Annotated in this window: 13 protein-coding genes; 10 read left to right on the forward strand and 3 right to left on the reverse strand. The window is 66.1% G+C overall.

Going from position 1 to position 15,604, the window contains the following annotated elements; all coding sequences use genetic code 11:
- Positions 1–45: 45 nt before the first annotated feature.
- The 4 genes from prpF to HV742_RS08615 all read left to right on the forward strand — a co-directional run bounded on the left by prpF (position 46) and on the right by HV742_RS08615 (position 5,365).
- Positions 46–1,230 (forward strand): 2-methylaconitate cis-trans isomerase PrpF, encoded by a 1,185-nt coding sequence (prpF, locus tag HV742_RS08600; RefSeq protein WP_049076332.1) that lies wholly within the window; start codon positions 46–48, stop codon positions 1,228–1,230.
- Between the two features lie 120 nt (positions 1,231–1,350).
- Positions 1,351–1,851, forward strand: a complete 501-nt coding sequence (locus tag HV742_RS08605; RefSeq protein ID WP_006385792.1) for a sigma-70 family RNA polymerase sigma factor — start codon at positions 1,351–1,353, stop codon at positions 1,849–1,851.
- A complete protein-coding gene (locus HV742_RS08610) occupies positions 1,845–2,813 on the forward strand; it encodes a FecR domain-containing protein (RefSeq protein ID WP_175144832.1) in 969 nt (322 codons plus the stop codon). The genes HV742_RS08605 and HV742_RS08610 overlap by 7 nt, the downstream gene beginning before the upstream one ends.
- Positions 2,814–2,893: 80 nt before the next feature.
- Positions 2,894–5,365: a TonB-dependent siderophore receptor gene (locus HV742_RS08615; RefSeq protein WP_254601012.1), complete on the forward strand. Its 2,472-nt coding sequence runs from the start codon at positions 2,894–2,896 to the stop codon at positions 5,363–5,365.
- Between the two features lie 86 nt (positions 5,366–5,451).
- On the opposite strand, the gene HV742_RS08620 is transcribed toward HV742_RS08615, so the two are convergent.
- Together HV742_RS08620 and HV742_RS08625 are read right to left on the reverse strand one after the other, a co-directional pair.
- The gene (locus HV742_RS08620; RefSeq protein WP_175144833.1) at positions 5,452–6,990 is read right to left on the reverse strand and encodes an argininosuccinate lyase; all 1,539 of its coding nucleotides are present in this window, start codon (positions 6,988–6,990) and stop codon (positions 5,452–5,454) included.
- 162 nt (positions 6,991–7,152) lie between these two features.
- On the reverse strand, positions 7,153–8,445 hold the full coding sequence (locus tag HV742_RS08625; protein ID WP_175144834.1) for an ATP-binding protein: 1,293 nt from the start codon (positions 8,443–8,445) through the stop codon (positions 7,153–7,155).
- A 553-nt stretch (positions 8,446–8,998) separates the two neighbouring features.
- Between HV742_RS08625 and HV742_RS08630 the strand changes: the two genes are divergently transcribed.
- Positions 8,999–10,204, forward strand: a complete 1,206-nt coding sequence (locus HV742_RS08630; RefSeq protein ID WP_149895529.1) for an AAA family ATPase — start codon at positions 8,999–9,001, stop codon at positions 10,202–10,204.
- Positions 10,201–10,791, forward strand: coding sequence for a DUF4276 family protein (locus tag HV742_RS08635; RefSeq protein ID WP_149895530.1), 591 nt, complete (start codon positions 10,201–10,203; stop codon positions 10,789–10,791). Before HV742_RS08630 ends, HV742_RS08635 begins: the two co-directional genes overlap by 4 nt.
- A gap of 342 nt (positions 10,792–11,133) precedes the next feature.
- Here HV742_RS08635 and HV742_RS08640 read toward each other — a convergent pair whose 3' ends face one another.
- Positions 11,134–11,928, reverse strand: coding sequence for a helix-turn-helix transcriptional regulator (locus tag HV742_RS08640; RefSeq protein WP_254601014.1), 795 nt, complete (start codon positions 11,926–11,928; stop codon positions 11,134–11,136).
- A gap of 157 nt (positions 11,929–12,085) precedes the next feature.
- Between HV742_RS08640 and HV742_RS08645 the strand changes: the two genes are divergently transcribed.
- Genes HV742_RS08645 through HV742_RS08660 form a run of 4 tightly spaced genes read left to right on the forward strand, consistent with a single transcriptional unit; the run spans position 12,086 to position 15,577 of the window.
- On the forward strand, positions 12,086–13,786 hold the full coding sequence (locus tag HV742_RS08645) for an FAD-dependent oxidoreductase (RefSeq protein WP_175144835.1): 1,701 nt from the start codon (positions 12,086–12,088) through the stop codon (positions 13,784–13,786).
- Complete coding sequence (locus HV742_RS08650; protein WP_006385785.1) at positions 13,761–13,967, forward strand: hypothetical protein; 207 nt, start codon at positions 13,761–13,763, stop codon at positions 13,965–13,967. The genes HV742_RS08645 and HV742_RS08650 overlap by 26 nt, the downstream gene beginning before the upstream one ends.
- Positions 13,968–13,984: 17 nt before the next feature.
- Positions 13,985–14,581 carry a VOC family protein gene (locus HV742_RS08655; protein WP_024070476.1) on the forward strand — a complete coding sequence of 199 codons (597 nt, stop codon included), beginning with the start codon at positions 13,985–13,987 and terminating at the stop codon, positions 14,579–14,581.
- A 36-nt stretch (positions 14,582–14,617) separates the two neighbouring features.
- Positions 14,618–15,577, forward strand: a complete 960-nt coding sequence (locus HV742_RS08660; RefSeq protein ID WP_175144836.1) for an MBL fold metallo-hydrolase — start codon at positions 14,618–14,620, stop codon at positions 15,575–15,577.
- Positions 15,578–15,604: the final 27 nt, after the last annotated feature.

Here is a 15,604-nt window from a genome sequence, read left to right on the forward strand (position 1 = left end):
CGCCGCGGCGCCCGCCTTCCCCATCCAAGACATCAGGACTGCCCCATGGCCCATGCCCCCCAGATCAAGATTCCCGCCACCTACATGCGCGGCGGCACCAGCAAAGGCGTGTTCTTCAAGCTCGACGACCTGCCCGAATCCGCCCGCGTGCCGGGCCCGGCCCGCGACGCGCTGCTGATGCGCGTGATCGGCAGCCCCGACCCCTATGGCAAGCAGATCGACGGCATGGGCGCGGCCACCTCCAGCACCAGCAAGACCGTCATCATCGGCAAGAGCAGCCGCCCCGAACATGACGTCGACTACCTGTTCGGCCAGGTCTCGATCGACCAGGCCTTCGTCGACTGGAGCGGCAACTGCGGCAACCTGTCGGCCGCCGTCGGCCCCTTCGCCATCACCAATGGCCTGGTGGACCCGGCCCGCGTGCCGCGCAACGGCATCGCCGTGGTGCGCATCTGGCAGGCCAACATCCAGAAGACCATCATCGCCCACGTGCCGATCACCGACGGCGCGGTGCAGGAAACCGGCGACTTCGAGCTGGACGGCGTGACCTTCCCGGCCGCCGAGCTGCAACTGGAATTCATGAACCCGGCCGAGGAAGGCGACGGCGGCTCGATGTTCCCCACCGGCAACCTGGTGGACGACCTGGAAGTGCCCGGCATCGGCACCTTCAAGGCCACCATGATCAACTCCGGCATCCCCACCATCTTCCTGGACGCCGAGGCGCTGGGCTACACCGGCACCGAGCTGCAGGACGACATCAACGGCGACGCCGCCGCGCTGGCGCGCTTCGAGACCATCCGCGCCCACGGCGCGCTGCGCATGGGCCTGATCCAGAAACTGGAAGAAGCCGCCGCGCGCCAGCACACGCCCAAGGTGGCCTTCGTGGCCCGCCCCAAGGCCTACACATCCTCCAGCGGCAAGCAGATCGGCGCCGGCGACATCGACGTGCTGGTGCGCGCCCTGTCCATGGGCAAGCTGCACCACGCCATGATGGGCACCGCCTCGGTCGCCATCGCCACCGCCGCGGCCGTGCCGGGCACGCTGGTCAACCTGGCGGCCGGCGGCGGCCAGCGCGACCAGGTCAACTTCGGCCACCCCTCGGGCACGCTGCGCGTCGGCGCCCAGGCCCAGCTGATCGACGGCGAATGGACCGTCACCAAGGCCATCATGAGCCGCAGCGCGCGCGTGCTGATGGAAGGCCGGGTGCACGTGCCGCCCACCGGGTTCTGAGGCCCGGGCCGCGCCGCCGCCCGGGCAGCCCCCCGGCGGTGGCGCGCCGTTTCGGCCGATGCCGGGCGCTTGGATATCGATGTTGATAATGGTTACTATTAACGTCTGATCTACCCGGCCATGACCCAAAGCAGTCCCCATGCGTCTTTCGAGGATCTCTACGCGCAGCACCAGTCGTGGCTGCGCGACTGGTTGCGCCGCAAGACCGGCTGCCCCTACGACGCCGCCGACCTGACCCACGACACCTACATGAAGGTGCTGTTGCGCAACGAAGACGCGCGCGACTTGCGCGAGCCGCGCGCCTACCTCGTCACCATCGCGCATGGCTTGCTGGTCAATCTGTTCCGTCGGCGCGACATCGAGCGCGCCTATCTCGATTGCCTGGCGGCCCGCGAGGAAACCTCCTGGCCCTCGCCTGAACGCCGGGCGCTGGCGCTGGAAGCGCTGGTACGAATCGATCGGCTGCTCGATGGCCTCCCGCCCAAGGCGCGGCGCGCGTTCCTGCTGCTGCAACTCGAAGGCCTGAAGCACGGCGAGATCGCAGAACGCCTGCAGGTATCGGTCAGCTCCGTGCGGCAATACCTGGCGCTCGCCATGCGCCATTGCCTGGCGTCGTGCTGAACCGTCGCGCGGCCGCCGGCCTGCCCGATGCCGTCCTCCAGGCCGCCAGCGTCTGGTTCGTGCGCCTGGGCGCGGAAGACGCCGGCGCGGACGATCGGCGGCAATGGCAGGAATGGCTGCGGTCCGATCCCCTGCACCAACAGGCCTGGGAACGGGTCGAAGCCCTGGGGCGGGAATTCGGCCACATCGAACCGCGCGCCGGCCTGACGGCGCTGGACAGGCCACGCTCAGCGGGCCGGCGCAAGCTGCTCAAGACCTTGTCGCTGGCATTCGTGGCGGGCGGCGGGGCCCTGGCCGCCCAGGAGCTGCCGTGGGATGCCTGGGGCGCCGACGCGCGCACCGCCACCGGCGAACGGCGGCGGCTGGAGCTGGCCGATGGCAGCATCCTCACCATGAACACCGACAGCGCCGTGGACCTGGCATTCGACGGCGCAAAGCGCGAACTGATCCTGCGGCGTGGCGAAATCCACATCGAGACGCGCCCGGATCCGCTGCGTCCTGCCCGGCCCTTCCTCGTCAGCACGCCCGTCGGCCGCGCCACCGCGCTTGGCACCCGGTTCGACGTCAACCTGATGGGCGATCACGCCCAGGTCGCGGTCGAACAGGGCGCGGTGCGCCTGGAACCACGCCTCGCGACCCATGCCTCGGTCGTCGTGCCGGCCGGCATGGCAGCCACTTTCGACGCCGGTTCGGCGACAGCGCCCACGGCCTTCCCGCCACAGCAACAGGGATGGGTCGACGGCATGCTGTATGCGAACGGCATGCGGCTGGACGCGTTGGTGGCGGCGCTGGCGCGCTATCGGCCCGGCCGCCTGGCCTGCGACCCGGCGGTCGGGTCCCTGCGCATCTCCGGCGCCTATCCGGTGGACGATACCGACCGCGCGCTGGCCGCGATTGAACGCGTGCTGCCGGTTCGCGCCGACCGCCTCACCCGCCATTGGGTCACGGTGAGGGCGCGCTGACACCGACGGGATTGTCACTTTTCCGATCTCGATTGGCATACAGGTGAAGCCTCATTTCTCTTCACCGGAAATCCATCGACATGCACGCTCCCACACGGCGCCCCCTCGCCCCTCGACAAGACGGTCCACGCCTGGCCGGCCTGGTGCTCGCCCTGCTTTCCGCCCTGGCTGGAACCATGCTCTGCCCGGCCGCCGCCCTGGCCCAACCCGCCCTCCAGGCCGACAGCCGCGCCGTCGACATCCCGGCCGGTCCGCTGGGACCGGCCTTGGCCGCCTATGCCCAGCGCATGCGGGTACTGCTGTCGTTCCGTCCCGCCCAGACCGACGGCCTGTCGACGCCCGGCCTGAGCGGCAGCTACGCCGTCGAGGAAGGCTTCGCCCGCCTGCTGTCCGGCACCGCCCTGCGCGTGCGGCGCCTGCCCGACGACAGCTACGCGTTGGAGGCGGCCGCCGCCGAGGGCATCAGCCAACTCGCCGCTGTCACCGTACTGGGCGCGGGCGCCACCACCGAAGGCACCGGCGCCTACACCGCCGACTGGATGCGCTCGGCCAACGGCCTGGTGCTGGCGCAGCGCGACACGCCCCAATCGACCAGTATCGTCACGCGCCAGCAGCTCGACGATCAGGCCATGGGCAGCGTGCGGGACGTGATGGAGAACGCCACCGGCATGAACGTCCAGCAAAGCGAGACAGACCGGCTAAGCTACTACTCGCGCGGTTTCCAGATGGACACCATGCAGTTCGACGGCGTGGTCAAGCCGCTGGACGGCACCTACCAGTTCGGCGAAGGCAATCTGGACCCCGTCATCTACGACCACGTCGAGATCATCCGCGGCGCCACCGGACTGATGAGCGGCACCGGCAACCCGGGCGGTTCAGTGAACTTCATCCGCAAGCGGCCCACGCGCGAATTCCAGGGCAGCCTGCGAGCCATGGGCGGCAGCTACGACACCTATCGCGGTGAAATCGACCTGTCGTCGCCCCTGACCGCGTCCGGCGCGATCCGCGCGCGCATCGTCGGAGCCAAGGAAAGACGCGGCGACACACTGGATTTCTACAGCAAGAAGCGCGACGTGGCCTATGGCATCGTCGAGGCGGATCTCGCGCCGGCCACCACCCTCAGCGCCGGCGCCTCGACGCAGCGCTCGCGTCCCAAGGGCGTGATGTGGGGCGGCCTGCCGATCTTCGACACCAACGGCGATCAGGTCGACTGGAAGAAGGGCCAGACGGTCGGCGCCAAATGGACCACCTGGGACACCGACTCGACCGAGTACTTCGCCCAGCTGGAGCACGGCTTCGCCAACGGCTGGAACGGCCGGCTGTCGTACTCGCGACTGGACAACGACTTCGACGCGTCGCTGCTTTTCGCGGCCGACTTCCCGGTGGACGCGGACACCGGCTACCTCTCGGGCACGCCGACGCTGCGCAAATACCGTGGCCACAGCAAGCAGGACGTCTATGGTGGATCGTTGACCGGCGACTTCGGCCTGCTCGGCGCGACGCACGAATTCAACCTGGGCTTTTCGCATTCCAGGACGCGCAGCCGGACCAAGGGCTGGAACTCTTCAGACCAGGCCACCTACCCGGTCCCCAACATCCATGACTGGCATGGCGACTGGCCCGAACCGGTCTGGGACCTGGCGGTATCCGACCAGCAATTGCGCACCACCCAGACCGGCATCTTCGGCACCGCCCGCTTCAATCTCGGCAGTCGCCTGCACCTGCTGACCGGCGCGCGCTGGACGCGCTGGGAAGCCGATGAATACCGCTGGAACCAGTGGTCGCCCGATTCCGCCCCCATCACGCTGTCGCAATCGCAGCGCTACTCCGAGATAACGCCCTACCTGGGCGTCACGTACGACCTCGACGACACCTACACGGCCTATGTGAGCTACACCAACATCTTCCAGCCGCAGATGTACAAGACGCGGGACTGGAACATGACCGGTCCGGCGTATGGCCACAATTACGAAGCCGGCATCAAGGCTTCGTATCTGGAGGGCCGCCTGAATGGCTCGTTCGCCGTGTTCCAGACCAACCAGAAGGACGTGGCCGAATACGCCGGCTTCGACGCCGCCCGCAATGAGTCCTGGTACGAGATGCTGGACGGCACGCGCACCCGCGGATTCGAATTGGAACTGGCCGGCGAGGTATCGCCCGGCTGGAACCTGTTCCTGGGTTACACCTACCGGGTATCCAAGGACAACGCCGGCAGGAAGGTCCAGACCACGCAGCCCGAACAGATGCTCAAGGCCAGCACCACGTACCGCCTGCCCGGCGCGCTGCGCGATCTGGTCATCGGCGGCGGCATGCGCTGGCAGAGCCGCACGCGCGCCGTGGGCTATTACGGTGAACAATCCGCCGCCGTGGAGCAACAGCCCTATGCGCTGTTCGACCTGATGGCCCAGTACGATCTCGGCAGGCAGACCCAGCTGCAGCTGAACGTTCGCAACCTCGCGGACAAGCGCTACTACCGCGCCATGGGCTTCTACAACTCGGTCTACTACGGCGAAGGCCGCACCACCCTGGTCACCCTGACGCACCGGTTCTGACTCCGACATCCTGGCATGGGCCGCGGTATCCTCGGCCGCAGCCCATGCCCTGATCGACGGAGCCGCACATGCCACGCCCGCGACGCTTACCGGCCCTTGTCCTTCGGCGCGCTGGCCACCAGCGCATCGAAGTCCTTGTCCAGGCTGGCCAGGGAATCGGCGATGTGCGCCCGGCGTTCCTTGATCCACTTGTCCTGCGAGGCCAGCTGTTCGCGCGCCTCCTTGACCATGCGTTCCATTTCCGCCGGCTGCGGCCCGCCGCTGGTGGCGCGGTTCTTGACGATGGCGACCGGGTCCAGCGTCGACCGGAACTCGGCCTCGCTCATCGGCAGTTCGTTCGGGTACTTGGAACCCTTCATCGCCTCGGCGTAGATGCGGCGCGCCTGGTCATACGGGAAGTCCAGCGGCTTGATGTTGTTGGTCTTGGCGTAGCTCACCACCTCGGAGGCGAAGTGGTGGCCGTCGCGGAACGGCAGCTTGTACTTGCGCATCAGCACGTCGGCCAGTTCCTGCGAGGCGGTCCAGTCGCTGTTCAGTTCCTCCAGCGCGCGATCGGGGCTGATCACCATGGCCTTGAGCACGCGGTCCCAACGTTTGAGCGCCGCGATGCCGGCATCGACCATCGCCGAGTTCTGCTTGACGTCCTTGGGGTCGCTCATGCCGGGCGTGATGTTGTGCGTCTGGATCACCGGCCCCATCGCCAGCGTCACCGCGGTCGACGCGTCGCTGCGCGTGTCGTTGAGCAAGCCGGGATTGCGCTTTTGCGGCATGGCGCTGGACACGTAGGTGTTGCCGCCGCCCTCCTCCAGCAGGATCCACGGGCGCGACTGGGCGTACTGCGTCATCACGTCCTCGACGAAGTTGCCGGTGCGCAGCGCGATGCTGGTGACGATCGACGCCACTTCCACCGGCTGGTCCATCGACGAGATCTGCGAGGCGTCATAGGCGTTGTCCACCAGCGCGGTGAAGCCCAGGTACTGCGCCATACGCTTGCGGTCCAGCGGCCAGCTGGTGCCGTTGAGCACGGTGGTGCCCATGGGCGAGCGGTCGATGCGCGCGTAGGCTTCGCGGATGCGTTGGGCGTCGCGCGCCAGGCCGGCGGCCTGTCCCAGCAGGTAGTGGCCATAGCTGTTCGGCTGGGCCGCCACGCCGTTGGTGTAGTTGGGCACAATGGTGGCGCTGTGCTTGGCGGCCAGCTCCACCAGCGTGGTCGACGTGGCATTGAGCTGGTCCGCCAGTTCCAGCAGCTTGTCGCGCAGGATGGCGCTGCGGTAGGTGGCGTGCATGTCCTGGCTGGAACGGCCGGCGTGCAACAGCGTCACGTCCTCGCCCGCGGCCTTGATCAGCAGCGGCTCGAAGGTGATGACGCTGGCCGGCCGCTTGGCGCCGGGCTGGTTGCCGTCATTGATCACCTTGGCCACGCCCGCCGCCAGCCGCGGCGCCATGGACTTGTCGAGCAGGCCCTGCTCGGTATTGATCACGGCCGTGGCCTTGTTGATCTCGCCGAGCCAGAAGAAGGGATCGCGCGGCGGCTTGGCGGCGGCGGATGCCTGCTGGCCCCAGGCGGCCTGGGCGCCAAGGGACAAAACGAAGGCGGCGCCCAGCGCGGGCAGGAAATGTCTCATGGTGTTCTCGTTATGAGTTATCAGGGAGGGGAAAACAAGCCCCTGTATCAAACACCATTTCCACGCGCCATGTGCCACAAAATGCAAGCCGGCGCGCGACAGGCCGGGCGCGGCGGCGGCCGTCTCCGGGTTGACCCGGATGCCCTGGCGGCAAGCTGAACGCTATGCCGCCGCCCAGCGCAACACGAAACGCGCGCCGCCCAGCGGACTGTCCGCCACGCAGATGCTGCCGTGGTGGCCGGCCGCGACACGCTGCACGATCGCCAGGCCCAGCCCCGCCCCGCCCGTGCCGCGGTCGCGGCTCTCATCGAGCCGGATGAAAGGCTCGAAGATCCGCTCGCGGTCGGCCACCGGGATGCCCGGCCCGTCGTCGTCGACGATCAGTTCGAAATGCCCGGTCGGACTGTGCGTCAGCACGATGTCGATGCGGCCGTGGGCGTAGCGCACAGCGTTCTGCACCAGGTTCAGCAAGGCCCGGCTCATGTAGCGCGGATGCAGGCAGACGTGCGGTGGATGGCCATCGGCCACCCGGCACTCCACGTTGCGCGCCTGCGCCTGGTGCGCGACCTGCGCCAGCGCCTCGCCCAGCCAATCGCGCGTGTCGACCGTTTCCAGCCGCACGGTCTCTTCGGTGGGGCGTTCCAGCCGCGCGTACACCAGCAGTTCCGCCACCATGCTTTCCAGTTCGGAGATGTCCGCGCGCATGTCGCGCAACACGTGTTGATGCGTCGGCGGCAGGCCGCCACGGCCCAGCATGTCCACCTCGAACGAGAGCCGCGCCAGCGGCGTGCGCAGTTCGTGCGATACCGCGTTCGTCAGGCTGCGCTGGTTCTCGATCAAGGCGGCGATACGCTCGGCCATCTGGTTGAAGCTCTCGCCGACATGGCGGATGCCGGCGATGCGCGACAGCCTCACGCGCTGGCTCAGTTCCCCCTGGCCCATGCGCAGCGCGGCATTGCGCAGCGCATCCATGTCGCGCCACATGGGCAATGCCCATAGCCCCAGCAGGCCGACCGCCACCACCACGCCCAGGCAGAGCCACACGGACAAGGCGACCACGGTGTCGAACACGTTGGGCAGCCGCAATTCCAGCCATTGCGCGGGCTCGCCCGGCAACGGCACCAGGTGCGTATCGAAATCGTCCCGCATCACGACGCCAAAGGCCTGCCGTTGCTCGCGCTCGTCCTCGGTCAGGTGGACCTGCTCCGCGGGCAGCACCCGCAGCGCGATGCCGTAATGCGGCTGCACCTGCTCGCGCAGCAGGGTGTCGCGCTGCGCCGGCGGCACCGCGTCCAGCCGCTCATGCAACTCGTGGAACTGCCCGCGCAGCGACTGGAAGGCGACCTCTTGCACCATCGGCTTGAGCAGCGTCCCCAGTCCCTTGTCCACGAACAGATAGGCCAGTCCGAGACTGACCAGGACCACGATGACGACGCGAACGAGGAATTTGAGCATCAATAGCCTTGGGACCGGCGGCCCACGGTGGCGGGCCCCTAGCGAGGCAGAGCGGGCATACAGAGGGGGCCAACTCCAACAATAGGAGCGCCCGACAGCCCGGAGATAGGCTACGCCAGACGCGGCGCATGCGCCTCCGAGATCATAAGAAATAAGGCAATCAGCGTTTCGCCGTCTTTTGTGCGGGATTTGTGAAGAAGCGTGAAACGTGGATCCCTTGCAATTTCAGACCCACCCACCATGTCGACTATGCGTCTGCGTAGTCCAATGGAAATTGGGTGCCCGGAGATGACCATATCGCTCTCAGGTAAGTCTTTCGGTGCCTACCATCAAGTCCTTCGGTACATCGCGCGCCGGGCTCAACGAGTCACGCTATCATGCAAGAATATCTCCGCTTTTCCCCGCGGTATTGAGAGAATACGGAGTAACCAGTGACCTTCCGCAACCTACCACTTCCCAAGACCGCCTTCCGACACTTTGCGCAAATTGCGCTCCAGCTACCTAGCATTGGGTAAAACTAATGCAATCATTGTTCTAGGATAGAGAGGCTTTCATGTCTCAGATAGTCTTCATTCGAAGAGTAGTACTCCGCAACTACAAGAGCATCGGGAATTGTGATGTACATCTACAGCCCTTGACCTTTCTTGTGGGACAAAATGGTGCGGGCAAAAGTAACTTTCTAGACGCTCTTCATTTCGTCCGAGATGCCCTCTCTGGCTCGCTGGATAGTGCTATTAACGAGCGGGGCGGACTGAATGAGGTCCGCCGGCGTTCAAGCGGCCATCCAACCCACTTCGGCATTCGACTGGAATTTTGCCTCCGTGATGGGCGTGACGGTTGGTACGCGTTCGACATCGGAGCAATGGCCAGCGGAGGCTATGAAGTACAACACGAAGAGTGCGTTATCAGTGGAATAGGCAAAGGTCCATTTTTCCGAATTAGCAAAGGCCGGTTGCGCGACAGCAGCGAAACAGCCTTTCCGTCAATCACTGCGGATCGATTGGCTTTGGTAGCGGCGTCCGGCTTTACCGTGTTCAGACCGGTGTTCGACGCCTTGACCGCAATGGGGTTCTATAACCTCAATCCAAAACTAATGCGTGAGCTCCAAAAACCTCAAGACGGCCGATTATTGAAACCTGTCGGAGAGAATATAGCGAGTGTAATTGGACACCTGGAACGCGTAGCTCCGGAAAAAGTGAATCTCATTAAGGAATACCTACAATCTGTGGTGCCGATGGTCCACGGCATGGAGCGTAAGGTGATCGGCCCCATGGAGACACTTGAGTTTCGTCAGGAAATGGCGGGAGCAAGACATCCATGGAAGTTTCTAGCTCAGAATATGTCTGATGGAACTTTGCGTGCGTTGGGCGTAATGACAGCTCTGCTACAGAGCAATGTGGACTATTCGCCTACCTTGATTGGTATTGAGGAACCGGAAACCGCGTTGCACCCAGCAGCTAGCGCATCGCTACGAGAAATTTTGGTCCACGCATCGAAACACACGCAAGTGTTGGTGACAAGCCATAGTCCGGACCTATTGGACGACCGGAGTATCGAGGCCGATTCCATTCTGACGGTTGTATCCGAGGGTGGTGAGACAAAGGTCGTTCCATTAGACGAAGCATCAAGGCAAGTACTCAGGGACCATCTTTTCTCTGCCGGGGAACTGCTACGAATGAATCAACTGGCGCCAGACCGAACCGTTATTGAGCAACAAATGGCAGTTCAGGCTGATCTGTTCGGAGAGATACAGTCATGACATCAATTGCATCGATAGTGGAGGGGGATGGAGAGGTTGTCGCCCTGCCTCTGCTGTTGCGACGATTAGCTTCGGAATGGAACGATGGTGCTATGGTGAATGCGCTCCAGCCAATTCGAGTTCGACGCGACAAGTTTTTAAACAAGGAGGACGAATTCCGAAGGCAACTGCTTCTAGCTGCAGCCAAGTGCGGGAATGACGGTTGGATACTGATCGTTCTAGATGCAGACGATGATTGCCCAGTAGCGCTCGCACAGGAGATTCGCGCCAGAGCAAAACAGTATGTCCCCCATCGGCGGCTTTCGGTAGTGTTAGCAAATCGGGAGTTTGAGGCTTGGTTCATCGCTGCTGCCAGATCTTTGCATGGCATCCGCGGGTTCTCGCTCTTCGGCGACGAATGCCCTCAAGCCGAAATCCCCCGAAATGCCAAAGGCTGGATGAAGGAGCACATCCAGGGGGGCAGATACAGTGAAATCCTGGACCAGCCTGCATTTACTGCGAAATTTGATCTGCAACAGGCTTACCAAAATAGCCGATCATTTCGAAAGTTGTGCAAAGAATGGGAGTTGAACACCACTGAAAAATAGCGGTAGCGAATTCTAGAGCGGAAGTTACATCATCACCAGCGGGCACTGCCCGCCATAGTGATGTTCCCGCACTAATCTTATCCGCTGCCGGCAAGGCACTAACAATCAGCGAGGAATAAGAAAGATGCCCTCAACGCTGGGGGCAACCAGATCTGCCCCACCGCGTGCCGCCACGCCAACGGTGGAGTACCCCAGGCAGCTTTAGTCCCGGCTTGCGGCTGGAGCGCGACGGGCGAGTGCTACTCCGCGCGAACAGAACGTGAAGCAGGGCGGCCTCGAATACCTGGGCTGCACGACCATCGCAACCTGCGGGGAACTCGACCAGCGCGCATGCCCGCAACTTCAAGCGTGCGTACGTCGTGCCACTTCCTCTGGCGCTGCCGGCGCCTTGATCAGGAATTCCTTAAGGCTGGCCACGTTGCTCTTCTTGAAGATGCGGTTCTTGTAGGTCACCACCGTGGTCGGCGACAGGCCCAGTTCGCGGCCCACTTCCTTGGCGGTGCGGCCCTGGCGCAGCAGGTCCGCCACCTGGACCTCGCGTTCGGACAGGCCCTCCGACCAGATCGGCGCCGGCGCGGCCTCGCGCCGGCACAGCTGGTGATGGCGCCGCGCCAGCGCAATCAGCAGCGGGGCGCGTCCGCGCATCACGTCGGTCACGCCCGGCGGATGCGAGCGCGAAAAATACAGGTTGATGTAGCTGGCGCCTTCGCTGCGCGCGCCGATCAGCGAGATCTTGCTGGCGAAGCCGGGCCGCTCGAACAGCAGTTCCCGGTACTCGGCATCCAGGATGCGCTCGGGCGCCGCGGCCTGGATGATCAGGTCCGGATGATGCTCGGGCCGACAGGCCAGGTCGCGCAGCAGCGCGTAGTTGGGATCGCGGCGGTAGAACTGGTCGTCGACATAGACCGTGGTGGTCCACTCGATCAGCGACTGGTTCAAGAGGCTGGCGGCCGACGAATACTGCACCGAGCCGTCGTGCCCGTAGAAGACGTGCGACACATGGTCGGCGGCCACGGTTTCGCGCAGCGCCATCAACAGCGCCGCGTGGAACATCGGTCCGCCCAGGTCCATGACGGCGGACGCCGCCCACTGGTCCGTCCCCCCGTCCACGGCCAAGGGTTTGCTTGTCTCATCCATGGTTGTCGTCCCCCGTTCGGGCGTGTTTTTCCCGATTCTAAGGGCTTCCCGGCGATCCCGGTGTCCTCTCTCGTGAGGACATGACGCGCTCCGCCCGCGCTCCTAGAGTGGTGCCTGTGACATGCCTCGCAGAACCCTTGGAGCACTAGGGAAAACGATGACAGAGCTTCCCCTCTACCCCTACCTCAGGCCGGACGAGATGGATCGTCCGCGCGCTGCCCCCCACCCCGTCGCGATCGTAGGCGCCGGGCTGACCGGCCTGACGCTGGCGCTGGATCTGGCGCGGCGCGGCATTCCCGTGGTGGTGCTGGACGACGACAATACCGTCGGCGTGCGCGGCCTGGCCTCGCGCGGCATGGTCTGGGCGCAACGCACGCTGGACATCTTCGACCGCCTCGGCATGGCCGGCGCCGTGGTCGACAAGGGCGTGCGCTGGAACGTCGGCCGCGTGCTGTGCCGCGACATGGCGGTGGCCTCGTTCACGCTGCAGGACCAGCCTGACATGCGCCACAACGGTTTCGTCAACCTGCAGCAGTATTACCTGGAAGCCTTCCTGGTCGAGGCGCTGCGGCGTGAACCGCTGGCCGACCTGCGCTGGCTCAACCAGGTGGTCGGGATCGAACCCTGTGCCGACGGCCCGGCCACGCTGCGCGTGCGCACGCCGGACGGCGCCTACGCCACCCGCGCCCAATGGGTGGTGGCCTGCGACGGCGCCAACAGCGCGGTGCGCGGCCTGCTGGGCCTGCGTCCGCTAGTCTATGACCGCACCGAGGACCGCTGGATCATCATCGACATCGTGCTGCGCGGCACCGCCTGGCCCGAGGAACGCTGGACCTGGCTCGACGCCCGCAGCAATCACGGCCGCGCGGTATGGCGCCACAAGATGGCCGACGACACCTGGCGCCTGGACTTCCAGTTGCGCCCGGACGAAGACCCCGAAGCCGCCGCCACCGAGGCCGCCATGCGCCAGCGCGTCTGGGACCTGCTGGGCGAACGGGTCGATTTCGACATCGCCTGGCACGGCGTCTGGGCCTACCGCCATGAATGCCTAGACCGCCTGCGCCACGGGCGGGTACTGTTCGCCGGCGACTCGGCCCACCTGGTGGCGCCGTTCGGCGCGCGCGGCGGCAATGGCGGCATCCAGGACGCCGACAACCTGGGCTGGAAACTGGCGCTGCTGCTGCAGGGCCGCGCCGACGCCGGGGTGCTCGACAGCTACGACGCCGAGCGCAAGCACGCCGCCATGGAGAACATCCGCCAGGCCCGCCGCTCTTCGCGCTTCGTCTATCCCGGCGCCGCCCGCTCGGCCGCGCTGTGGCGCGACGCCATCATCGCGCTGGCGCCGCGCCACACGCTGGCGGCGCGCATGATCAACACCGGCCGGCTCTGCATGCCGGCGGTCTATCCCGCATCGGCCTGGGTGCGCGGCGACCACGCCCACGCCGGCCGCGCCCTGCCCAACGTGCTGCTGCGGCAGGACGACGGCCTGTCCCTGCACGCGCTGCTCGGGCCCTGGTTCACCGTGCTGGTATTCGCCGACGCGTTGCCCCCGGACGTGCGCGACGATGCGCTGCTGCGCTGGGTCGCGGTGGGGCCGCTGTGCGATGCGCGCGGGCGCGACGCCCTGGCGCACCAGCTCGGCCAACCGATGGACGGCAGCGCCTGGCTGCTGCGGCCGGACCAGCACGTCATGGCCGCGGGCGGGCCGCAGGCCCTGGCGCCCGCCACGCTCGCGGCCTGGGTCAACGACGCGCTGCGACCGGCTGGCGCCGATGGCATCGATTCCCAACCCGAGGCCGCCGGCCTCCCCCACGCAAACGGAGACGCGCGCCATGCCGCAATCCCAGCAACAGCTTGACGACCTGCTCGAACGCCTGATCGCGCTGACCGACCAGTGCGACGCCGCCGACCAGCGCGACAGCCTGGCGCGGCTGTCGCTGCTGCTGATCGAAGCGGTGGACGACGCGGCCCGCGTCCGGGCCGCCGTCGACGAAGTCCTCGCGGCGCGCGGCGAACCCGCCCCCCTGCACATCCCCTGACCCACGGAGACCGCGCCATGACGCAGCTTACCGATTCCCCCGCCCCCGCGGCCGCCTGCCCGTCCATCCAGGGCCTGCACCATTTCGCCTGGCGTTGCCGCGATGCCGAGGAAACCCGCCGCTTCTACGAAGACATCCTGGGCCTGCCGCTGGTGCACGTGGTCAAGGAAGAACGGGTGCCGTCCACCGGTGAACACTGCCCCTTCGTGCACCTGTTCTTCGAATTCGCCGACCACTCGCACATTGCCTTCTTCGACCTGGGCGACAACGCGCTGAGCCAGCCCGATCCCGCCACGCCGCGCTGGGTCAACCACTTCGCCATGGAAATCCGCGGCGAGGCCGAACTGGAGCGCATGCGCCAGCGCCTGCTGGCGCATGGCGTGGAGGTGGTCGGCCCGACCGACCATCACTTCATCCGCTCGATCTATTTCTTCGACCCCAACGGCATCCGGCTGGAACTGACGGCGCGCCTGCCCGTGGCCGACTACGTGGCGCGCAAGCGCCGCAGCGCCCACGAGGAACTGGCCGCCTGGAACCGCGACAAGGCCGCCGGCCTCAAGCCCGGCGCCACCGGCACCACCAGCCATGCGCGCCACCATGGCGGCGCGGACTGACCCCGAATCCCTTCATTCATCCAGACAAGGAACACGATGAGCAAGCCTTTCGCATCCCAGGCCGACGTGGCGGAGAAGAAGACCTCCTTCGAGCGCCTGTCCGAAAACGCCTACGCCTACATCGCCGACGGCGATCCCAACTCCGGCGTCATCATCGGCGACGACAGCGTGATGGTGGTCGACGCCACCGCCACGCCGGCCATGGCGCGGAACCTGATCCGCGCCATCCGCGGCGTCACCGACAAGCCCATCCGCCACGTCGCGCTGACGCACTACCACGCGGTGCGCGTGCTGGGCGCGTCGGCCTTCGCCGTCGAAGGCGCCGTCAACACCTACGCCAGCCGCGGCACCTACGAGCTGATCGCCGAACGCGGCCAGGCCGACATGGATTCCGAGATCGGCCGCTTCCCGCGCCTGTTCCAGTCCGCCGAGACCATTCCCGGGCTGACCTGGCCCACCACCGTGTTCGAGCGCGAGCTGACCCTGTTCATGGGCAAGCTGGAAGTGCGCATGATGCATCTGGGCGCCGGCCACACGCGCGGCGACTCCATCGTCTGGATTCCCTCGCAAGGCATCTGTTTCGCCGGCGACCTGGTCGAATTCAACGCCGGCGTCTACACCGGCGACGCCTACCTGTCGGACTGGCCGGCCACGCTCGACCGGTTGCAGGCCCTGGCGCCGAAACAGATGGTGCCCGGCCGCGGCCCCGCGCTCACCAGCGCCGGCGCCTGCCGCGAAGCCATCGGCTACACCCGCCGCTGGGTCGAGACGCTGTACGGCTGCGCTCGCCAGGGCGTGAGCGAAGGCAAGGGCCTCAAGCAGGTCTACGAAGACACCCGCCGCGTGATGGACCCCGAGTTCGGCCACGTCGTGATCTACGAACACGCCATTCCCTTCGACATCTCGCGCGCCTTCGACGAAGCCAGCGGCATCACCGACCCGCGCGTCTGGACCGCCCAGCGCGACCGCGAGATGTGGGCCGAACTGACCGCCTGACCCCTTTCGATATCGCGCGCCGCGTGT

It is taken from the genome of Achromobacter ruhlandii, from assembly GCF_902859695.1.
GTDB lineage: Bacteria > Pseudomonadota > Gammaproteobacteria > Burkholderiales > Burkholderiaceae_B > Achromobacter > Achromobacter ruhlandii.